The 22729-nt window shown below is 55.4% G+C and carries 12 protein-coding genes, 1 tRNA gene, 3 rRNA genes and 1 pseudogene; 13 read left to right on the top strand and 4 right to left on the bottom strand.

Annotation, left to right across the window (positions count from 1 at the left end; translation table 11 throughout):
* The first annotated feature begins 9 nt into the window (after positions 1-9).
* The 11 genes and pseudogenes from trkH to GNG29_RS21830 form a co-directional block, all read left to right on the top strand.
* Positions 10-1461: a Trk system potassium transporter TrkH gene (trkH, locus tag GNG29_RS21880; protein ID WP_103177409.1), complete on the top strand. Its 1452-nt coding sequence runs from the start codon at positions 10-12 to the stop codon at positions 1459-1461.
* Positions 1462-1472: 11 nt separating this feature from the next.
* Complete coding sequence (hemG, locus tag GNG29_RS21875) at positions 1473-2015, top strand: menaquinone-dependent protoporphyrinogen IX dehydrogenase (protein ID WP_103177408.1); 543 nt, start codon at positions 1473-1475, stop codon at positions 2013-2015.
* Positions 2016-2392: 377 nt separating this feature from the next.
* Positions 2393-3932: ribosomal RNA gene (locus GNG29_RS21870) — 16S ribosomal RNA — on the top strand.
* Positions 3933-4017: 85 nt separating this feature from the next.
* Positions 4018-4093: transfer RNA gene (locus GNG29_RS21865), tRNA-Glu, on the top strand.
* Between the two features lie 181 nt (positions 4094-4274).
* Positions 4275-7179 (top strand): 23S ribosomal RNA (locus GNG29_RS21860).
* Between the two features lie 195 nt (positions 7180-7374).
* Positions 7375-7490, top strand: a 5S ribosomal RNA gene (rrf, locus tag GNG29_RS21855).
* Together the 16S, 23S and 5S rRNA genes with 1 tRNA gene alongside form the textbook arrangement of a ribosomal RNA operon.
* Positions 7491-7627: 137 nt before the next feature.
* Complete coding sequence (gene murB, locus GNG29_RS21850) at positions 7628-8656, top strand: UDP-N-acetylmuramate dehydrogenase (RefSeq protein ID WP_103177407.1); 1029 nt, start codon at positions 7628-7630, stop codon at positions 8654-8656.
* On the top strand, positions 8653-9615 hold the full coding sequence (birA, locus tag GNG29_RS21845; protein WP_156655347.1) for a bifunctional biotin--[acetyl-CoA-carboxylase] ligase/biotin operon repressor BirA: 963 nt from the start codon (positions 8653-8655) through the stop codon (positions 9613-9615). Before murB ends, birA begins: the two co-directional genes overlap by 4 nt.
* 186 nt (positions 9616-9801) lie before the next feature.
* Complete coding sequence (gene hmsP / locus GNG29_RS21840; RefSeq protein WP_210406389.1) at positions 9802-11808, top strand: biofilm formation regulator HmsP; 2007 nt, start codon at positions 9802-9804, stop codon at positions 11806-11808.
* A 158-nt stretch (positions 11809-11966) separates the two neighbouring features.
* A complete protein-coding gene (gene dctA / locus GNG29_RS21835; RefSeq protein WP_114316450.1) occupies positions 11967-13253 on the top strand; it encodes a C4-dicarboxylate transporter DctC in 1287 nt (428 codons plus the stop codon).
* 225 nt (positions 13254-13478) lie between these two features.
* Positions 13479-14891, top strand: a pseudogene (locus GNG29_RS21830) (M16 family metallopeptidase); the annotation flags it as partial.
* A 60-nt stretch (positions 14892-14951) separates the two neighbouring features.
* On the opposite strand, the gene GNG29_RS21825 reads toward GNG29_RS21830, so the two are convergent.
* Positions 14952-15881, bottom strand: a complete 930-nt coding sequence (locus tag GNG29_RS21825) for a sugar kinase (protein ID WP_156655345.1) — start codon at positions 15879-15881, stop codon at positions 14952-14954.
* A 232-nt stretch (positions 15882-16113) separates the two neighbouring features.
* Here GNG29_RS21825 and pdeH point away from each other — a divergent pair, with 232 nt between their 5' ends.
* Positions 16114-16884 carry a cyclic-guanylate-specific phosphodiesterase gene (gene pdeH, locus GNG29_RS21820; RefSeq protein WP_103177401.1) on the top strand — a complete coding sequence of 257 codons (771 nt, stop codon included), beginning with the start codon at positions 16114-16116 and terminating at the stop codon, positions 16882-16884.
* A gap of 121 nt (positions 16885-17005) precedes the next feature.
* Positions 17006-19045, top strand: coding sequence for an AsmA family protein (locus GNG29_RS21815; protein ID WP_156655344.1), 2040 nt, complete (start codon positions 17006-17008; stop codon positions 19043-19045).
* Positions 19046-19113: 68 nt separating this feature from the next.
* On the opposite strand, the gene GNG29_RS21810 is transcribed toward GNG29_RS21815, so the two are convergent.
* The 3 genes from GNG29_RS21810 to GNG29_RS21800 all read right to left on the bottom strand — a co-directional run bounded on the left by GNG29_RS21810 (position 19114) and on the right by GNG29_RS21800 (position 22702).
* Positions 19114-20436: an MFS transporter gene (locus GNG29_RS21810; protein ID WP_103177399.1), complete on the bottom strand. Its 1323-nt coding sequence runs from the start codon at positions 20434-20436 to the stop codon at positions 19114-19116.
* 272 nt (positions 20437-20708) lie between these two features.
* Positions 20709-21749, bottom strand: coding sequence for an inner membrane protein YhjD (gene yhjD, locus GNG29_RS21805; protein ID WP_371816542.1), 1041 nt, complete (start codon positions 21747-21749; stop codon positions 20709-20711).
* A gap of 53 nt (positions 21750-21802) precedes the next feature.
* Positions 21803-22702, bottom strand: coding sequence for a LysR family transcriptional regulator (locus tag GNG29_RS21800; protein WP_156655343.1), 900 nt, complete (start codon positions 22700-22702; stop codon positions 21803-21805).
* Positions 22703-22729: the final 27 nt, after the last annotated feature.

Raw genomic sequence — 22729 nt, 5'->3', positions numbered from 1 at the left:
GCGGCAGAGATGCATTTTCGTGCCATAACCCGAATTGTTGGATTGCTGGTCATACTTTTCTCCGGGACGATGATCCTCCCGGGACTGGTAGCGCTTATTTATCGGGATGGTGCGGGCCGCGCCTTTACGCAGACCTTTTTCGTCGCGCTGATGATTGGCTCCCTGCTGTGGTGGCCTAACCGCCGTCAGAAAGGGGAACTGAAATCCCGGGAAGGCTTCCTGATCGTGGTGCTGTTCTGGACCGTGCTGGGCAGCGTGGGGGCATTACCCTTCATCTTCTCGGAACAACCCAACCTGACGATCACCGATGCCTTCTTCGAATCCTTTTCCGGGCTGACCACCACCGGAGCCACCACGTTGGTGGGGCTGGACTCATTACCTCATGCCATCCTTTTTTACCGGCAGATGCTGCAATGGTTCGGCGGTATGGGGATCATCGTATTAGCCGTAGCTATCCTGCCAATATTGGGCGTCGGGGGGATGCAGCTCTACCGTGCCGAAATGCCGGGGCCGCTGAAAGATAATAAAATGCGCCCGCGTATTGCCGAGACGGCCAAAACGTTATGGCTGATCTATGTTCTGCTGACGGTCGCCTGTGCGCTGGCGCTGTGGTTCGCCGGGATGCCAGCCTTTGATGCCATTGGCCATAGTTTTGCGACCATCGCCATTGGTGGGTTCTCAACCCATGATGCCAGCGTCGGCTATTTTGACAGCCCTACAATCAATACCATCATTGCTATCTTCCTGCTTATCTCCGGCTGTAACTACGGCCTGCACTTCTCGCTGTTAAGCGGCCGTAACCTGAAGGTGTACTGGCGCGACCCGGAGTTCCGCATGTTCATTGGCGTGCAGCTGACGCTGGTGGCTATCTGTACCCTGGTGCTGTGGCTACACGATGTCTATGACTCGGCGGTCACCACCCTTAATCAGGCTTTCTTCCAGGTGGTATCGATGGCGACCACCGCAGGGTTCACCACCGACAGTATCGCGCGCTGGCCGCTCTTCCTGCCTGTGCTGCTGCTCTGTTCGGCCTTTATCGGCGGCTGTGCCGGTTCGACGGGCGGTGGCCTGAAGGTGATCCGCATTCTGCTGCTCTTTAAACAGGGGAACCGCGAGCTTAAGCGTCTGGTACACCCGAATGCGGTTTACAGCATCAAACTGGGCAACCGCGCACTGCCGGAGCGTATTCTGGAGGCGGTGTGGGGCTTCTTCTCTGCCTACGCGCTGGTCTTTATCGTCAGCATGCTGGCGATCATCGCGACGGGCGTGGATGACTTTTCGGCGTTTGCCTCCGTGGTCGCCACACTGAACAACCTGGGGCCGGGCCTTGGCGTGGTCGCAGACAACTTTGCCAGTATGAACCCAACCGCGAAGTGGATCCTGATTGCCAATATGCTGTTCGGGCGTCTTGAGGTCTTTACGCTGTTGGTTCTCCTGACACCAACATTCTGGCGCGAATAAGGGAGCCGTTTGTGAAAACATTAATTCTATTTTCAACGCGCGACGGGCAGACGCGGGAGATTGCCGCTTTTCTGGCTTCTGAGTTAAAAGAGCAGGGTATCTATGCGGATGTCGTCAATCTGAACCGCACAGAAGAGATTGCGTGGCAGGAGTATGACCGCGTGGTGATTGGCGCCTCGATTCGTTACGGTCATTTCCATCCTGCGGTGGATCGCTTCGTGAAAAAGCATACGGCAATGCTGAATAGCCTGCCTGGCGCTTTCTACTCTGTGAATCTGGTGGCGCGTAAAGCGGAAAAGCGCACGCCGCAAACCAACAGCTACACGCGCAAGTTTTTACTGAACTCACCCTGGAAGCCAACTGCCTGTGCCGTCTTTGCGGGTGCGCTGCGTTATCCGCGCTACCGCTGGTACGATCGCTTTATGATCCGCCTTATTATGAAGATGACAGGCGGCGAAACGGATACCCGTAAAGAGGTGGTCTATACCGACTGGTCCCAGGTCTCCAGTTTCGCCCGGGAAATTGCGCAATTAACCCGCAATTCGCGGCATTAATAGTCGCAAAGGTCGAAAAGTAAGCGAACGGAAAACTTTTTAAGATTTCTGCTTGTCACCGTCAGATAACTCCCTATAATGCGCCACCACTGACACGGAACAACGGCAAACACGCCGCCGGGTCAGCGGGGTTCGGTAAGAACCTCACGGAGAAAAGCGAAAATAATCGCTTGACTCTGAGGCGGGGAAGCGTAATATGCACACCCCGCGTCGCAGCGAAAAAGCGAAGCGGCACTGCTCTTTAACAATTTATCAGACAATCTGTGTGGGCACTCAAAGTGACATGGATTCTTAACGTCCTCGGACGAAAAATGAATACCAAGTCTCTGAGTGAACACGTAATTCATTACGAAGTTTAATTCACGAGCATCAAACTTAAATTGAAGAGTTTGATCATGGCTCAGATTGAACGCTGGCGGCAGGCCTAACACATGCAAGTCGAACGGTAGCACAGAGAGCTTGCTCTCGGGTGACGAGTGGCGGACGGGTGAGTAATGTCTGGGAAACTGCCTGATGGAGGGGGATAACTACTGGAAACGGTAGCTAATACCGCATAACGTCGCAAGACCAAAGAGGGGGACCTTCGGGCCTCTTGCCATCGGATGTGCCCAGATGGGATTAGCTAGTAGGTGGGGTAATGGCTCACCTAGGCGACGATCCCTAGCTGGTCTGAGAGGATGACCAGCCACACTGGAACTGAGACACGGTCCAGACTCCTACGGGAGGCAGCAGTGGGGAATATTGCACAATGGGCGCAAGCCTGATGCAGCCATGCCGCGTGTATGAAGAAGGCCTTCGGGTTGTAAAGTACTTTCAGCGAGGAGGAAGGCATTGTGGTTAATAACCACAGTGATTGACGTTACTCGCAGAAGAAGCACCGGCTAACTCCGTGCCAGCAGCCGCGGTAATACGGAGGGTGCAAGCGTTAATCGGAATTACTGGGCGTAAAGCGCACGCAGGCGGTCTGTTAAGTCAGATGTGAAATCCCCGGGCTCAACCTGGGAACTGCATTTGAAACTGGCAGGCTTGAGTCTTGTAGAGGGGGGTAGAATTCCAGGTGTAGCGGTGAAATGCGTAGAGATCTGGAGGAATACCGGTGGCGAAGGCGGCCCCCTGGACAAAGACTGACGCTCAGGTGCGAAAGCGTGGGGAGCAAACAGGATTAGATACCCTGGTAGTCCACGCCGTAAACGATGTCGACTTGGAGGTTGTGCCCTTGAGGCGTGGCTTCCGGAGCTAACGCGTTAAGTCGACCGCCTGGGGAGTACGGCCGCAAGGTTAAAACTCAAATGAATTGACGGGGGCCCGCACAAGCGGTGGAGCATGTGGTTTAATTCGATGCAACGCGAAGAACCTTACCTACTCTTGACATCCAGAGAACTTGCCAGAGATGGCTTGGTGCCTTCGGGAACTCTGAGACAGGTGCTGCATGGCTGTCGTCAGCTCGTGTTGTGAAATGTTGGGTTAAGTCCCGCAACGAGCGCAACCCTTATCCTTTGTTGCCAGCGGTTAGGCCGGGAACTCAAAGGAGACTGCCAGTGATAAACTGGAGGAAGGTGGGGATGACGTCAAGTCATCATGGCCCTTACGAGTAGGGCTACACACGTGCTACAATGGCGCATACAAAGAGAAGCGACCTCGCGAGAGCAAGCGGACCTCATAAAGTGCGTCGTAGTCCGGATTGGAGTCTGCAACTCGACTCCATGAAGTCGGAATCGCTAGTAATCGTAGATCAGAATGCTACGGTGAATACGTTCCCGGGCCTTGTACACACCGCCCGTCACACCATGGGAGTGGGTTGCAAAAGAAGTAGGTAGCTTAACCTTCGGGAGGGCGCTTACCACTTTGTGATTCATGACTGGGGTGAAGTCGTAACAAGGTAACCGTAGGGGAACCTGCGGTTGGATCACCTCCTTACCTTAAAGAACCTGCCTTTGCAGTGCTCACACAGATTGTCTGATAGAAAGTGAATAGCAAGGCGTCTTGCGATTGAGACTTCAGTGTCCCCTTCGTCTAGAGGCCCAGGACACCGCCCTTTCACGGCGGTAACAGGGGTTCGAATCCCCTAGGGGACGCCACTTGCTGGTTTGTGAGTGAAAGTCACCTGCCTTTATATCTCAAAACTAACTCATCGAGTTACGTTTGAGATATTTGCTCTTTAAAAATCTGGATCAAGCTGAAAATTGAAACGACACACGTTAAGTGTGTTCGAGTCTCTCAAATTTTCACAACACGAAGTGAAACAGCTTCGGGTTGTGAGGTTAAGCGACTAAGCGTACACGGTGGATGCCCTGGCAGTCAGAGGCGATGAAGGACGTGCTAATCTGCGAAAAGCGCCGGCGAGGTGATATGAACCCTTGACCCGGCGATGTCCGAATGGGGAAACCCAGTGCAATTCGTTGCACTATCGTTAGCTGAATACATAGGTTAACGAGGCGAACCGGGGGAACTGAAACATCTAAGTACCCCGAGGAAAAGAAATCAACCGAGATTCCCCCAGTAGCGGCGAGCGAACGGGGAGCAGCCCGGAGTCTGAATCAGCTTGTGTGTTAGTGGAAGCGTCTGGAAAGTCGCAGGGTACAGGGTGATACTCCCGTACACGAAAGCACACATGCTGTGAACTCGAAGAGTAGGGCGGGACACGTGGTATCCTGTCTGAATATGGGGGGACCATCCTCCAAGGCTAAATACTCCTGACTGACCGATAGTGAACCAGTACCGTGAGGGAAAGGCGAAAAGAACCCCGGCGAGGGGAGTGAAAAAGAACCTGAAACCGTGTACGTACAAGCAGTGGGAGCATCCTTCGGGGTGTGACTGCGTACCTTTTGTATAATGGGTCAGCGACTTATATTCTGTAGCAAGGTTAACCGTATAGGGGAGCCGAAGGGAAACCGAGTCTTAACTGGGCGTTAAGTTGCAGGGTATAGACCCGAAACCCGGTGATCTAGCCATGGGCAGGTTGAAGGTTGGGTAACACTAACTGGAGGACCGAACCGACTAATGTTGAAAAATTAGCGGATGACCTGTGGCTGGGGGTGAAAGGCCAATCAAACCGGGAGATAGCTGGTTCTCCCCGAAAGCTATTTAGGTAGCGCCTCGTGAACTCATCCTCGGGGGTAGAGCACTGTTTCGGCTAGGGGGCCATCCCGGCTTACCAACCCGATGCAAACTGCGAATACCGGGAATGTTATCACGGGAGACACACGGCGGGTGCTAACGTCCGTCGTGAAGAGGGAAACAACCCAGACCGCCAGCTAAGGTCCCAAAGTCATGGTTAAGTGGGAAACGATGTGGGAAGGCACAGACAGCCAGGATGTTGGCTTAGAAGCAGCCATCATTTAAAGAAAGCGTAATAGCTCACTGGTCGAGTCGGCCTGCGCGGAAGATGTAACGGGGCTAAACCATGCACCGAAGCTGCGGCAGCGACACTTATGTGTTGTTGGGTAGGGGAGCGTTCTGTAAGCCTGCGAAGGTGTGCTGTGAGGCATGCTGGAGGTATCAGAAGTGCGAATGCTGACATAAGTAACGATAAAGCGGGTGAAAAGCCCGCTCGCCGGAAGACCAAGGGTTCCTGTCCAACGTTAATCGGGGCAGGGTGAGTCGACCCCTAAGGCGAGGCCGAAAGGCGTAGTCGATGGGAAACAGGTTAATATTCCTGTACTCGGTGTTACTGCGAAGGGGGGACGGAGAAGGCTATGTTGGCCGGGCGACGGTTGTCCCGGTTTAAGCATGTAGGCGGAGGTTCCAGGTAAATCCGGTACCTTGTTAACGCTGAGGTGTGATGACGAGGCACTACGGTGCTGAAGTAACAAATGCCCTGCTTCCAGGAAAAGCCTCTAAGCATCAGGTAACACCAAATCGTACCCCAAACCGACACAGGTGGTCAGGTAGAGAATACCAAGGCGCTTGAGAGAACTCGGGTGAAGGAACTAGGCAAAATGGTGCCGTAACTTCGGGAGAAGGCACGCTGATATGTAGGTGAAGCCCCTGCGGGTGGAGCTGAAATCAGTCGAAGATACCAGCTGGCTGCAACTGTTTATTAAAAACACAGCACTGTGCAAACACGAAAGTGGACGTATACGGTGTGACGCCTGCCCGGTGCCGGAAGGTTAATTGATGGGGTCAGCGGCAACGCGAAGCTCTTGATCGAAGCCCCGGTAAACGGCGGCCGTAACTATAACGGTCCTAAGGTAGCGAAATTCCTTGTCGGGTAAGTTCCGACCTGCACGAATGGCGTAATGATGGCCAGGCTGTCTCCACCCGAGACTCAGTGAAATTGAAATCGCTGTGAAGATGCAGTGTACCCGCGGCAAGACGGAAAGACCCCGTGAACCTTTACTATAGCTTGACACTGAACACTGGTCCTTGATGTGTAGGATAGGTGGGAGGCTTTGAAGCGTGGACGCCAGTCTGCGTGGAGCCGTCCTTGAAATACCACCCTTTAATGGCTGGTGTTCTAACGTAGACCCGTTACCCGGGTTGCGGACAGTGTCTGGTGGGTAGTTTGACTGGGGCGGTCTCCTCCTAAAGAGTAACGGAGGAGCACGAAGGTCAGCTAATCCTGGTCGGACATCAGGAGGTTAGTGCAATGGCATAAGCTGGCTTGACTGCGAGAGTGACGGCTCGAGCAGGTGCGAAAGCAGGTCATAGTGATCCGGTGGTTCTGATGGAAGGGCCATCGCTCAACGGATAAAAGGTACTCCGGGGATAACAGGCTGATACCGCCCAAGAGTTCATATCGACGGCGGTGTTTGGCACCTCGATGTCGGCTCATCACATCCTGGGGCTGAAGTAGGTCCCAAGGGTATGGCTGTTCGCCATTTAAAGTGGTACGCGAGCTGGGTTTAGAACGTCGTGAGACAGTTCGGTCCCTATCTGCCGTGGGCGCTGGAGAATTGAGGGGGGCTGCTCCTAGTACGAGAGGACCGGAGTGGACGCATCACTGGTGTTCGGGTTGTCATGCCAATGGCACTGCCCGGTAGCTAAATGCGGAAGAGATAAGTGCTGAAAGCATCTAAGCACGAAACTTGCCCCGAGATGAGTTCTCCCTGACCCTTTGAGGGTCCTGAAGGAACGTTGAAGACGACGACGTTGATAGGCCGGGTGTGTAAGCGCAGCGATGCGTTGAGCTAACCGGTACTAATGAACCGTGAGGCTTAACCTTACAACGCCGAAGCTGTTTCGGTGGATTTGAGAGATTTTCAGCATTGATTCAGAGTTAAGTACACAATAGTTTGCGCAGCAGCAAGGCGGCAAGCGAAGGAAAGGAAGGAGCATACTGAAGTATGTGACTGACTTTACGAGCGCGGCCAACGCGGCTGATGCGATAAAGTATTGCGTACAGAGCACCAAGAATTTGCCTGGCGGCTGTAGCGCGGTGGTCCCACCTGACCCCATGCCGAACTCAGAAGTGAAACGCCGTAGCGCCGATGGTAGTGTGGGGTCTCCCCATGCGAGAGTAGGGAACTGCCAGGCATCAATTAAAGCCGAAAGCCCATCCTCACGGATGGGCTTTTTGCGTTTCTGCGTATTCTATCCCGTCTTTAAAGTTATCCCCCTAACCGATTCCATATACGGTAAACTATCCCGGTTTTTGCATCTGGATAGCGTCTATGAATCACTCCCTTAAGCCCTGGAACACCTTCGGTATTGACCGAAATGCCCGACAGATCGTGCGGGCCGACGATGCGCAGCAACTGCTGGCCGCATGGAATCACGCCACGCAACACCACCTCCCTGTTCTTATTCTGGGCGAAGGCAGTAACGTTCTCTTTCTGGAAGACTTTTCTGGTACGGTGATCGTTAACCGCATCAGCGGGATTAAAGTTGAAGAGGCGCAGGATTGCTGGCGTTTGCACGTGGGAGCCGGGGAGAACTGGCATCGCCTGGTGCAGTTTACCCTTGAAAATAATATGCCGGGTCTGGAAAACCTGGCGCTAATCCCTGGCTGTGCGGGTTCATCTCCTATTCAGAATATCGGTGCCTATGGCATCGAACTCAAACATGTTTGTGATTATGTCGACTGTATCGAGCTGGCAACGGGTAATCCGCTGCGTTTAAGTGCGGAACAGTGCCGCTTTGGCTATCGCGACAGCATTTTCAAACATGAGTATCAGGATAAATATGTCATCGTTGCGGTTGGTCTGCGCCTGACCAAAAACTGGCAGCCTGTCCTGACCTACGGCGATCTCACTCGTCTGGATCCTGCCACGGTCACTGCAAAAGAGATTTTCGACGCGGTTTGCCATATGCGAATGAGTAAATTGCCCGATCCGAAAGTGAACGGTAACGCCGGAAGCTTCTTCAAAAATCCGGTTATCTCCGGTGAAAAAGCCGAAACCTTACTCGCCCAGTGGCCGCAGGCGCCACACTATCCGCAGGCAGATGGCAGCGTTAAGCTGGCTGCGGGCTGGCTGATCGATCAGTGTCAGCTTAAAGGCACAACCTGTGGCGGCGCAGCGGTACATCGTCAGCAGGCCCTGGTGCTTATCAACGAAAACAATGCGACCAGCCGTGATGTCGTGCAGCTGGCCCATCAGGTGCGCCAGCATGTGGGTGAGAAATTTGATGTCTGGCTGGAGCCGGAGGTGCGCTTTATCGGCCATCACGGTGAAGTTAATGCGGTGGAGGCCATTGCATGAAGGATCATACCGTTCCCCTGAAGCTTATCTCTGTTCTGGCTGATGGCGATTTCCATTCCGGTGAACAGCTGGGCGAACAGCTGGGAATGAGCCGCGCCGCCATCAATAAACATATTCAGACCCTGCGTGACTGGGGAGTGGATGTCTTTACCGTGCCGGGCAAAGGCTACAGTCTGCCGGAGCCGGTTCAGCTCCTGGACGAAGCCTTTATCAGCGGTCAGATCACCGACAGCAGCGTTGCCGTTCTGCCGGTAATTGACTCTACTAACCAGTATCTGCTCGACCGGCTTGACACGCTACAGTCCGGCGACTGCTGCGTGGCAGAATACCAACAGGCGGGTCGTGGCCGCCGGGGACGTAAATGGTTTTCGCCTTTTGGCGCCAATCTTTATCTCTCCATGTACTGGCGTCTGGAACAAGGTCCCGCCGCCGCCATCGGCCTCAGTCTGGTGATTGGCATTGTGCTGGCAGAAGTGTTGCAGTCGCTGGGCGCCGACAAAGTGCGCGTGAAGTGGCCAAACGATCTCTATCTGAACGATCGCAAACTGGCTGGTATTCTGGTAGAACTGACCGGGAAAACCGGTGATGCCGCGCAGATCGTAATGGGTGCGGGGATAAATCTGGTGATGCGCAATGTACAGGCCGAAGATATTAATCAGGGCTGGATCAACCTGCAGGAAGCAGGGATCGCCATCGATCGCAATGTCCTTGCCGTGCAGGTGATTAACGAGCTACGCCATTCGCTGAAAATCTTCGAACAGGAAGGTTTAGCCCCGTTCCTGCCCCGCTGGGAAAAGCTGGATAACTTTGCTCACCGTGCGGTGAAGCTGATCATCGGCGACAAAGAGGTCTACGGCACGTCGCGCGGTATCAACGAGCAGGGCGCGCTGTTGCTGGAGCAGGATGGCGTGATTAAACCATGGGTCGGCGGCGAGATTTCACTGCGCAGCGCCGAATAAATTGCGGGGAGCCGCGGGCTCCCCGGTTCTTCAGCTATACCGCCGCCATCCCCCGTGCGAAGCGGCAACCAGAATAATCCCTAAACGCCTGGTTACACTCTCTTAAACAGTTCCCGATAAGGTATACTCTGAAAGCAGCAGGGTAACAGTTGATTAACCTGCCTTTCGCGTTTCTGGAGATCCATTTTGCGTGTCAGCCGCTCTTTAACTATCAAACAAATGGCGATGGTCACTGCCGTCACTATGGTGTTTGTTTTCGTCTTTTGCGTTATTTTGCTGTTTCATGCCATTCAGCAAAATCGCTACAACACGGCTACGCAACTCGAGAGCATCGCCCGCTCAATCCGTGAGCCTCTCTCTGCCGCTATTCTGAAGGGTGATATTCCTCAGGCGGAGTCCATTATCAAAAGCATCAAGCCGGCAGGGGTCGTCAGCCAGGCGGATGTTGTGCTGCCGAATCAGTTTCAGGCGCTACGCATGAACTTTATCCCGGAGCATCCGGTACCGGTGATGATGAAGCGGCTGTTTGAAATGCCGGTGCAGATCTCCCTTCCGGTCTATTCGTTGCAGCGTCCGGCGAACCCGCAGCCGCTGGCCTATCTGGTGCTACAGTCTGACTCCTGGCGGATGTACAAATTTGTCATCAGTTGGATCTCGACGTTGGTAACCACTTACTTATTGTTGACGCTGATGCTTACCGTGGCGCTGACCTGGTGCATAAACCGTCTCATCGTCCATCCGCTGCGTCGCATTGCCCGGGAGCTGGATACCCTCTCGCCGCAGCAACAGATGGGGCACCAGCTTGCCCTGCCGCGCCTGCATCACGACGACGAAATTGGCATGCTGGTCCGCAGCTACAACCTCAACCAGCAGCGTATGCTGCGCCAGCATGATGAGCTCAACCACAATGCCACCCGTTTCCCGGTGTCGGAACTGCCCAACAAGGCGTTTCTGATGGTGATGCTGGAGCAGGCGGTGAAGCGGCAGCAGACCATGGCGCTGATAGTGGTGGCCTGTGAAACATTGCAGGATACCGCCGGCGTGCTGAAAGAGAGCCAGCGAGAGATGGTCTTGCTGACGCTGGTTGAAAAGCTGAAATCCGTGCTTGCGCCGCGGATGGTACTGACGCAGGTAAGCGGCTACGACTTCGTGATTATCGCTAATGGCGTCAAGGAGCCGTGGCATGCCATCACATTAGGTCAGCAAGTGCTTACTGTTATCAATGAGCGGTTGCCGGTTCAGGGGATCCAGCTGCGCCCGAGCGCCAGTATTGGTATCGCCATGTTTTACGGCAACCTGACCGCAGAGCAACTTTACCGCCGGGCCTTTTCCGCCGCGTTTACCGCCCGGCAGAAGGGTAAGAATCAGATTCAGTTCTTTGAGCCCGAGCAGATGGAGAAAGCGCAGCAGCGGCTCTCAGAAGAGAACGATATTCTGACCGCGCTGGACAGCAACAATTTTGCCATCTGGCTACAGCCGCAGGTCGATCTGCGTACCGGTGAGGTCCATAGCGCCGAAGCGCTGTTGCGGATGCGTCAGCCCGATGGCAGTTGGGCGCTTCCGGAAGGGCTGATCGACCGTATTGAAAATTGCGGCCTGATTGTGACGGTGGGTCACTGGGTACTGGAAGAGTCCTGTCGTCTGCTGTCAGCCTGGCAGTCGCGTGGGGTGATGATGCCGCTATCGGTTAACCTGTCGGCGCTCCAGCTAATGCACCCCAACATGGTTCCGGACCTGCTGGCGATGATTCTCCGCTATCGGATTAAGCCGGATACCCTCATTCTGGAAGTGACCGAGAGCCGCCGAATTGACGATCCTAACGAAGCGGTAGCGATACTCCGCCCGCTGCGGAATGCCGGGGTGCGCATCGCGCTGGACGATTTTGGCATGGGATACGCTGGTCTGCGCCAGCTGCAACATATGAAAACCCTGCCGGTAGATGTACTGAAGATTGATAAGGCGTTTGTGGAGGGGCTGCCGGAAGACAGCAGCATGGTCGAGGCGATTATCCAGCTGGCGCGTAGCCTGAAGCTGAGCATTATTGCCGAAGGGATCGAAACCGAAGCCCAGCGTCATTGGCTGGCCGATGCCGGGGTAGAGTGCGGGCAAGGATATCTGTTCGATAAAGCCGTTCCTGGCGATATTTTTGAGAGTCGCTATCTTAAACACAATGCCAATAGCGCTGATGACTGAAATGTTGCTGGATTGTGCGAGTCAGCTCAAATTTCTTAACATTTGCGTTTCAATTTCAGCCTGAACTTCTATCTGTCCTGATTTATGGGTGGTATTTTAAGGCCGCAGGTAACGGGTAACCCTACATTTCCTGCGGCTTTTCTTCCCAAGGACATCTTATGAAAACCTCTCTCTTCAAAAGTCTTTACTTTCAGGTATTAACCGCCATTGCCATTGGTATTCTGCTTGGTCATTACTACCCTGAATTAGGCGCCCAGATGAAACCGCTTGGCGATGCTTTCGTTAAGCTGATTAAGATGGTGATCGCGCCGGTTATTTTCTGCACCGTCGTGACCGGTATCGCAGGCATGGAAAGCATGAAAGCCGTTGGCCGTACGGGTGCAGTGGCGCTGCTCTATTTCGAAGTCGTCAGTACCCTCGCGCTGATCATTGGTCTGGTGATTGTTAACGTCGTGCAGCCCGGCGCGGGCATGAACGTTGACCCCTCGACGCTGGATGCAAAAGCGGTGGCGGTCTATGCCGAGCAGGCGAAAGATCAGGGTGTGGTCGCCTTCCTGCTGGATGTGATCCCCGGCAGCGTGATTGGCGCCTTCGCCAGCGGGAATATCCTGCAGGTGCTGCTGTTCGCCGTGATGTTTGGTTTTGCCCTGCATCGCCTCGGCAGCAAAGGTCAGCTGATTTTTAACGTTATTGAAAGCTTCTCGCAGGTGATTTTCGGCATCATCAACATGATTATGCGTCTGGCACCCATTGGCGCCTTCGGGGCAATGGCCTTCACCATCGGTAAATATGGTGTCGGTACCCTCGTGCAGCTGGGCCAGCTGATCGTCTGCTTCTATATCACCTGTATTCTGTTTGTGGTGGTGGTGCTGGGCAGCATCGCCCGCGCGACCGGCTTCAGCATCTTCAAGTTCATTCGCTACATCCGTGAAGAGCTGCTGATTGTGCTGGGCACCTCCTCATCCGAATCGGCGCTGCCGCGCATGCTCGATAAGATGGAGAAGCTGGGCTGCCGTAAATCGGTCGTCGGGCTGGTGATCCCCACCGGCTACTCCTTTAACCTGGATGGGACATCGATCTACCTGACGATGGCGGCGGTGTTTATCGCCCAGGCCACTAACAGCCATATGGATATCTTCCATCAAATTACGCTGCTGGTTGTGCTGCTGCTCTCCTCAAAAGGGGCGGCTGGGGTCACGGGGAGCGGATTTATCGTCCTGGCGGCAACCATTTCCGCGGTGGGACATCTGCCGGTGGCCGGCCTGGCGTTGATCCTCGGTATCGACCGCTTTATGTCTGAAGCCCGTGCGCTGACCAACCTGGTCGGTAACGGCGTGGCAACAGTAGTCGTGGCGAAGTGGGTAAAAGAGCTGGACCACAAAAAGCTCGACGATACGCTGAATAATCGTGCGCCAGACGGCAAAACACACGGTTTGTCCTCCTAAAATCTTCCCTCAGGCCCGCATTCCCTTGTCGGGGTGCGGGCTCCTGCGCATAATGGCCCAGCATACTTGTCATAATTCGATAAGATTTATTTCGGGTAAATTTCACTTCATGCCGTGACGTTTCGTTTCATGCGCGGTCTAATCGGAGTGTTTTGTACATCATATTTAGAGTGCGACAGGGCGTGTGGCACTCTTTGTTACCAGGAATGTTGATCAGGGGTTCACATGCAGGGCACAAAAATTCGACTCTTAACCGGCGGTTTGCTCATGATGGCAGCAGCCAGTTACGTGCAGGCTGACGCGCTCCAGCCGGACCCGGCCTGGCAACAGGGAACGCTGTCTAACGGTTTTCAGTGGCAAGTTTTAGCCACCCCACAGCGCCCCAGCGACCGCATTGAAATCCGCCTTTCCGTCAATACCGGCTCCCTGACCGAGAGTACGCAACAGAGCGGTTTCAGTCATTTCCTGCCCCGACTGGCTCTGACCCAAAGCGGTAGCCTTCAGGCTGTACAGGCCCGTTCACTGTGGCAACAGGGTATCGATCCGAAACGCCCGCTGCCGCCTGCTGTCGTCTCCTACGACTACACCATGTTTAACCTCAGCCTGCCAAACAACCGCAACGATCTGCTTAAAGAGGCGCTGACCTGGCTGTCAGATACCGCCGGTAACGTGTCCATTACCCCTGAGACGGTGAATTACGCCCTGAGCAACAGCGACATGGTGGCGACCTGGCCTGCGGATACCAAAGAGGGCTGGTGGCGCTATCGTCTGAAAGGTTCGGCGCTGCTGGGCCACGATCCGGCAGAGCCGCTAAAGCAACCGGTTGATATTGAACAGGTGAAGTCGTTCTACCAGACCTGGTATACCCCGGATGCCATGACCCTGATTGTGGTCGGTAACATTGATAGCCGCGCGGTGATTGAGCAGATTGGCAAAACCTTCGGCGAGCTGAAAGGCAAACGTAACACGCCAGCGCCGGTGCCAACGCTTTCACCTCTGCGCGCAGAGCCGGTGAGCATCATGACCGATGCCGTGCGCCAGGATCGTCTCTCCATCATGTGGGACAGCCCGTGGCAGCCGATTCGTGAGTCTGCCGCGCTGCTGCGCTACTGGCGCGCCGATTTAGCCCGTGAAGCGCTGTTCTGGCATGTTCAGCAAACCCTGAGTAAGAACAACGCCAAAGATATTGGTCTGGGCTTTGATTGCCGGGTGCTGTTCCAGCGCGCCCAGTGCGCCATTAATGTTGAGTCGCCGGGCGACAAGCTGAACGCCAATATGGCGATAGTGGCAAAAGAGTTGGCGAAAGTACATGATAATGGCCTGAGCGAAGAGGAGTTCAACGCGCTGGTGGCGCAGAAAAATATTGAGCTGCAAAAACTGTTCGCCACCTATGCCCGTACCGATACCGATATCCTGATCAGCCAGCGTATTCGCTCCCTGCAAAATCAGGTGGTGGATATCGCGCCGGAACAGTATCAGAAGCTGCGCCAGGATTTCCTTAACAGCCTGACCGCGGATATGTTGAGCCAGGATCTGCGTCAGCAGCTTTCTCAGGATATGTCGCTAATTTTAATGCAGCCGAAAGGTGAACCTGAATATGATATGAAGGAGCTGCAGGCGACGTGGAACGACATTATGGCACGCGCGCAGTAAAAGGAAAAAGGCAACGTAAGTTGCCTTTTTTAATGGATACAGCCCTTAAGCAGGCATCGCTTCGCGTGGAATGATGGCGCCGCGATACTGGATCACCGTGCTGGCGGTCAGGTGGCCGCGCTGCGCTGCCGCTTCCGGCGTACCGCCCGTCAGACGCACCGCCAGATAGCCGGCGCTGAAGGAGTCACCCGCCGCGGTCGTATCAATCACTTTCTCTTTCGCCAGCTTCACCGCAGGTACTTCGATAACCGCTTCTCCGGCGATCGCCACCAGGCAGGAATCTGCCCCGCGCTTAATTACCACTTCGCTGACACCGGCGGCCTGCGTACGCGCAATCACCTTATCAACCGGCTTCTCGCCCCACAGCGCATCTTCGTCGTCGAGGGTTAAGAAAGCGATATCGGTGCATTCCAGCATCTGGCTATAGACCTGCTGCGTCTCTTCGCGGCTGGCCCACAGGCGTGGACGGTAGTTGTTGTCGAAAATCACCTTCCCGCCGTTGGCGCGGCATTCGCGCAGCAAGGAGAGCAGTTTTTCACGGCTGCTCTGGCTGAGGATCGCAAGGCTGATGCCGCTCAGATAGAGGTAGTCGAAATGGGCCAGCGTTTCGCAGATCTGCGCCGCGCTGTCGCTCTCCAGCCAGAATTTGGCGGCAGCTTCGTTACGCCAGTAATAGAAGGTGCGCTCGCCGGTGCTGTCGGTCTCGATGTAATAGAGGCCCGGCAGGCGGTTTTCCATCCGCTGGGTCAGGGAAGTATCGACATTTTCACTCTGCCATGCGTCCAGCATCTGCTGGCTGAAATTGTCGGTGCCCAGCGCCGTAACATAGTTTACCGCCAGCGCGTCAGCATCGACCTGACGAGCAATATATACGGAGGTATTTAAGGTGTCGCCACCAAAGCCGCGGCTGACTTCCGCGCCTTTCTGGGAGAGTTCGATCATACATTCGCCGATCACGGCAATTTTTTTGGACATAGTCGTGAACCTGGATAATTAAACTGCGGTTAGTTTGCGCTGGAGGCCGGAAGCGGTCAACTGTATTAAAACGACGTTCCATTATTTTTTTGAACTCGGACAAGTTCCTGACGGGTTTGATATCTCAGATTTTCATTTTCGTCCGCAACCGGACATAAAGTTCTCTTACCAGGAGCCGATAATCCTTTGACCAGTCCCGACAGGCTCTTTCCCATTCAACAGGACATCTGAAATGAAGTTAAGGCAGGACATCCAGCTGCTGAGCATCCCTGAAGCGAGTATTGAGAACTTACAGGAACACCGCTACTGGCTGCAATGTGAGCGCGCTTATACTTATCAGCCGATCTACCGTACCGACGGTAAGCTGATGGCGATTGAGATCCTGACCGTCGTGACCCATCCTTCAAACCCGGCACAGCGGATTGCACCGGATCGCTACTTCGCGGAAGTCCCCGTGCGTCATCGTCTGGATATCCTGGAGGAGCAGCTCGCCATGCTGGCGGTGAGACAAAACTTTTTCGCCGACAACAACATTCTGGCTTCGGTTAACGTCGATGGCCCAACTCTGCTGGCGGTGCGGCAGGATGAGAGCCTGCAGAAGCTGATCCAGCGGCTGCCGTGGCTGCGCTTTGAGCTGGTGGAGCACGTTCGTCTGCCGCAGGACTCCTCGTTTGCCACCATGTGTGAGTTTGGCCCGCTGTGGCTGGACGACTTTGGCACCGGTATGGCGAACTTCTCCGCCCTGAGCGAAGTGCGTTACGATTACATCAAAGTGGCGCGCGATCTGTTCATTATGCTGCGCCAGACGCCGGAAGGGCGCAATCTGTTCACGCTTCTGCTGCAACTGATGAACCGCTACTGCCAGGGGGTTATCGTCGAAGGCGTCGAGACGCTGGAAGAGTGGCGCGATGTACAGAACTCACCCGCCGCTGCCGCCCAGGGCTATTTCCTCTCCCGCCCGGTGTCGATGGAGACGCTCGACAACGTAATCATCACCCTGTAAAACCCAGCAGCTTCCCGTAATAGCGCGTGGTTAACGCGTTATTACGGGACGCTGCCGCCCCCTTTCCGCATGCCTGGACTATATTCATGAAAGGCAAGTGATTACTGAAAGGGAGTATGGGATGACAAAAACAGCGAAGATTATCACCTGGACAGGGGGAGTCTTCTTGTTGCTGATTGTGGTGCTGATTGTCGTGATCGCGACATTTGACTGGAACCGCCTCAAACCGACCATCAACCAGAAAGTCTCGACCGAACTTAACCGTCCTTTCGCTATTCGCGGGGACTTGGGCGTGGTATGGGAGCGGCAGAAGGGCGAAACGGGCTGGCGCAGCTGGATACCCTGGCCGCACGTTCACGCTAACGACGTTATTCTCGGCAACCCGCCGGACATTCCTGAAATCACCATGGTGCATCTCCCGCGCGTGGAGGCCACCCTTGCGCCGCTGGCACTGCTTACCAAAACGGTCTATCTGCCGTGGATCAAACTGCAACAGCCAGATGCCCGGCTGATCCGCCTGTCGGAGAAGACCAATAACTGGACCTTCGATCTGGCAGGCGATGATAAAGAAAAAGATCCTGATGCCCAGCCTTCGTCCTGGTCTTTCCGCCTCGATAATATTCTGTTCGATCGTGGGCGGATCGACGTGAACGACGCGGTCAGCAAAGCACAGATGGAGATCTTCGTCGATCCGCTGGGCAAGCCGGTACCCTTCAGCGAAGTGACTGGCGATAAAGGCAAAAAGGATAAGGTCGGCGATTACGTCTTTGGCCTGAAGGCGGAAGGGCGCTACAACGATCAGCCGCTGCGCGGCACCGGTAAAATTGGCGGTATGCTGGCGTTGCGCAGCGAAGGCACCCCCTTCCCGGTGCAGGCTGACTTCCGCTCCGGCAATACCCGGGTGGCTTTTGTCGGTACGGTGAACGACCCAATGAAGATGGGCGGCGTCGATCTGAAGCTGAAATTTGCCGGGGATTCGCTGGGCGAACTTTATGAGCTGACCGGCGTACTGCTGCCTGATACGCCGCCGTTTGAAACCGATGGTCGGCTGGTGGCGAAGATCAATTCGGAAGAGGCCTCGGTCTACGATTACCGCAACTTTAATGGCCGGATCGGTGACAGCGATATCCACGGTTCGCTGACCTACACCACCGGCAAACCGCGGCCGAAGCTGGAAGGGGATGTGGAGTCGCGTCAGCTGCGGCTGGCGGACCTCGGGCCGCTGATTGGCGTCGACTCCGGTAAAGGCACCAAAGCGGAGGAGGTACGCAAGCAGGCACCGCCGTCCGGCAAAGTGCTGCCGAACGACCGCTTCGAAACCGATAAGTGGGACGTAATGGATGCGGACGTGCGCTTCAAAGGGCGGCGGATCGAGCATGGCAGCAGCCTGCCTATCAGTAATCTTTCTACCCATATCCTCCTGAAAAACGCCGACCTGCGTCTGGAGCCGCTGAAGTTTGGTCTGGCTGGCGGCACCATCTCCTCAAATATCCATCTTGAAGGCGATAAAAATCCGATGCGGGGCCAGGCCGATATTCAGGCGCGACGGCTGAAGCTGAAGGAGCTGATGCCGGATGTGGAGCTGATGCAGAAAACCCTGGGGGAGATGAATGGCGATGCCAAAATTCGCGGTACCGGCAACTCTGTTGCGGCCCTGCTGGGGAACGGTAACGGCAATCTGAAGCTGCTGATGAACGACGGGCTGGTGAGCCGTAACCTGATGGAAATTCTGGGTCTGAACGTCGGGAACTTCATCGTCGGCCAGATCTTTGGCGACGACGAGGTGCGGGTAAACTGCGCAGCGGCCAATATTGACCTGGTCAACGGCGTCGCACGGCCGCAGATTTTCGCCTTCGATACTGAAAACGCGGTGATCAACGTCACCGGCACCGCCAGTATGGCCTCGGAACAGCTGGATCTCACCATCAACCCGGAAAGTAAAGGCATTCGCATCGTGACGCTGCGCTCGCCGCTGTACGTGCGTGGTAGCTTTAAAGATCCGGATGCGGGGGTGAAGGCGGGGCCGTTAATTGCTCGTGGTGCGGTGGCCGCTGCGCTGGCGACCCTGGTTACCCCTGCTGCAGCGCTGCTGGCGCTCATCTCGCCGTCTGAGGGGCAGGCCAATCAGTGTCAAACCATTCTGTCGCAGATGAAGAAATAGTGGGAGGCTTTGCCCGGCCTACAGGAGAATGTAGGCCGGGTAAGCGCAGCGCCACCCGGCATTAAGGATCACAATGACTGATGGCGAGTCTCGTGAGTCAGCAGCAGCGCAATCAGCGTCAGTGCCGCCATCGCCGCCAGGTAGATCCCTACGTATTGCAGACCGTAATTCGCCTGTAACCAGGTAGCGATATACGGCGCCACGGACGCACCCAGAATCGAAGAGACGTTATAGGAGAAGGAGGCGCCCGTGTAACGCACTTCGGTCGGGAACAGCTCTGGCAGCAGCGCGCCCATCGGACCGAATGTCAGCCCCATCAGGCTCAGGCCAATCAGCAGATACGCCATCACCAGCGCCGGATTACCGGAACCGAGCAGCGGCGGGAAGACGAACAGCGCAAACAGAATAATCAGCGAAGTGATCACAATCATGCTCGGGCGACGGCCAAAACGGTCGGCCAGCAGGCCCGCAATCGGCACCATCACGCCAAAACCGATAACCGCCATCATCAGCATCCACAGCACTTCGTTACGCGGCAGGCCCAGGCCCACCGGCGCAGGCGTGGTGCTGAAGGTCATGGAATAGACGGTCATGATATAGAACAGCGTGTAGGTCGCCAGCATGATGAAGGTGCCGAGCACGGTCACGCGAACGTGTTTGGTCAGCAGCGTGCCCAGCGGGATTTTTACCTGTTTTTTCGCGGCGGCCACTTTGGCAAACACCGGGGTCTCGTGCAGGGAGACGCGCACATAGAGGCCAATCAGCACCAGCACCGCCGAGAAGATAAACGGAATACGCCAGCCCCAGGTCATGAACTGCTCGTCAGTCAGCAGCCAGGAGAGCAGCAGGAAGGTGCCGTTGGCAAAGAAGAAGCCAATCGGCGCGCCCAACTGTGGGAAGGATCCATACAGCGCACGTTTGCGTGGCGGGGCATTTTCGGTGGCCAGCAGCGCCGCGCCGCCCCATTCCCCGCCCAGTCCCAGACCCTGGCCAAAACGGGCCAGCGCCAGAAGCAGCGGGGCCAGAATCCCGATGGTTTCATAGGTCGGCAGCAGGCCGATGGCAACGGTAGAGATACCCATGGTCAGCAGCGAAGCAACCAGGGTTACCTTACGCCCGACGCGATCGCCGAAGTGACCGAACAGGGCTGAGCCGATAGGGCGCGCAACAAAGGCGATGGCGAAGGTTGCCAGCGACTGTAGCGTGGCCGCCGTCGGGTCGCCCTGCGGGAAGAAGATATGCGGGAAAACGATAACCGCAGCGGTGGCGTAAATATAGAAGTCGAAGAATTCAATGGCGGTGCCAATCAGTGACGCGACGACGACTTTATTGCGCGAGTTAACCGGGGCGTTTTCCTGCTCTGAATTAAGTGTTGTGGCTGTGGCTTGCATAAACTTTTCTTATTTTTGGCGAACGAAAGGCCATATTACGCACAGCAAAAGCGATATTTCAATCTGTAACAAACGCAGCGGCCGGTGAAAAAGCGAGCAAAAAGCGGATAATTTTCGGACCAGAAGAATCACATCTATGAAATGCTTCACAGAAATAAAAAGTTGGAATATATAACTGGTTTTCGGTTAAATAAAAGTTACAGGCTGGATTTATATGCTGAAATGATGAATCGGGCTGATATATTTCATTCTTATTCAGCCCGATAGGGGAATTAACGGTGGCTTTTACCGGGCATTCGCCGGTCATCCGGGTACTCGGCGGTGGCGATCCATGCCGCGCAGAAGAGGGTCAGTCTGGCGAAGAAATAGAAGAAGGCCAGCAACCCCAGCACGGAGCCGAATGCCGCCCCGGACGGGGAGGTCACCAGTGACGGCAGGGTGTAGGTCATCACGATTTTAATGACCTCAAAGCCGATAGCGGCAATGAACGTGCCGCGGATCAGCGCCTTACGGCGAGGGCGATGGCGCGGCAGGCGCCAGAAAATCCAGAAGAAGAGCAGGTAGTTCGCCAGCATCGAGATCCCTAACCCCACCAGATGCCAGACTGGCTTCAGCCACTCGATGGTGTCGAGATAGAGCGCGGAGATGATCATCTGCTGCGCCGAGCCTGCCGCGGAAGTGATGGAGAGGGTGATAACCAGCGCCACCAGCAGCCCGATCAGCGAGACGAAGTCGCGGAAATACTTAATCCAGATTTTCTCCTGGTCCTGCGGCTTACGCTCCCAGACGTCGCGCGACTGGGCGCGGATCGCTTCACGCAGGTTGCCCATCCAGTTGATGCCGGAGTAGAGCGCCACAAACAAACCGACAATCCCGACAGTAGTACGTTGCTGGACGGCGGTGTTGATGGTGCTTTTCAGGGTCGAGGCCAGCGTCGGATCGCTGACGTTTTGCAGGATTTTGCTGAAGATGTCCTGCAACAGCGTCGGGTGCGACACCAGCACAAACCCAGCTGCCGCAAAGGAGAGCATCAGGATGGGGATCATCGACAGGAAGGAGAAGTAGGTGATTGCGGCGCCAAACTGGTTGCCCAACCGATCGTTAAAACGCTCGGCGGCGCGCAGCAGGTGAGCAATCATCGGCCGCTGTTGGATCAGCTGGATGAGATCTTTCGCCTTGTCGAGCAGGCTGCCCCTTTTACGCACGGCGGTAATTTTGGGTTCATCTGGCGCCGGGGGCGGGCTATTTTCCAGTTTCTTAATCGGCTCGTAGTCCAGATCCTGGGTGGGACGTTGCTGGCTGCTATCCGGCATCAGTCACGTTTTCCTTATCGTTAGCGAGAGTTCATTGCAATTATAGCCTGCGCTCAGTCAACGTAGGTTTTCATGATTTCCGTGAGCCAGGCCATAAACAGATGCACCCGGCGGGAGAGGTTGCGGCGGTGGGGATAAATGAGCGACACCGGCATGGGCCTGGCGCGGTACTGCGGGAGGATCTCCAGCAGCTTTTTGGCCCGCAGGGCGTCACGCACGCCTACCCGCGGCACCTGAATAATTCCCAGCCCGGCGAGGGCGGAGGCATGGTAAGTCTCGGTGCTGTTGACCGTCAGGACACCGCCGGTCTTAACCCAGTGGGTCGCTTCACCATCGTAATATTCGAACCCCTGGGGCCGGGTGCCGAGATGCGTTGCGTAATGCACCACCGCATGGGAGGTTAAATCATCCAGCCCGTCGGGATAGCCAAAACGCGACAGATAATCGGGGCTGGCGCAGTTGATCACCGACAGCCTGCCGAGCGGGCGGGCAATTAAGCCGGAATCTTTCAGGGTGCCGACGCGCACCACGCAATCAAATCCTTCCCGAATCACATCCACCAGCCGGTCGCTGCTGCTCAGCTCCAGTTCAATGCCGGGGTACTGTTGCAGGAAGAGCGGCAGTTTGGGGATGACTAAATTTCGCGCAACGTTGGCCGGCATATCGACGCGTATTCTTCCACTGACGCTGGCAGGATCGTGCAAAAAAAGACCATCCAGTTCTTCCATATTGGTCAGCAGATCTTTGGCCCGCTCGTAGTAGACCATACCGTCCTGCGTCAGGCTGACCCGACGCGTGGTGCGGTGCAGCAGCTGGGTGCCAAGCCCGTGCTCCAGCGCCTGAATCTGGCGCGATACGCTACCTTTAGGCAGGCCCATTGAATCTGCGGCGCGGGAAAAACTCTCCAGTTCAGCGACGCGAATAAATAACTGCATTGCGTGAATTTTATCCATAGGGAGCGCTCATTGTTGTTTATTTTG

This window comes from Leclercia sp. Colony189, from assembly GCF_009740165.1.
In the GTDB taxonomy this organism is placed as follows: domain Bacteria; phylum Pseudomonadota; class Gammaproteobacteria; order Enterobacterales; family Enterobacteriaceae; genus Enterobacter.
Note: the sequence above shows the minus strand (reverse complement) of the source record. Positions and strands in the feature narration are given on the sequence as shown.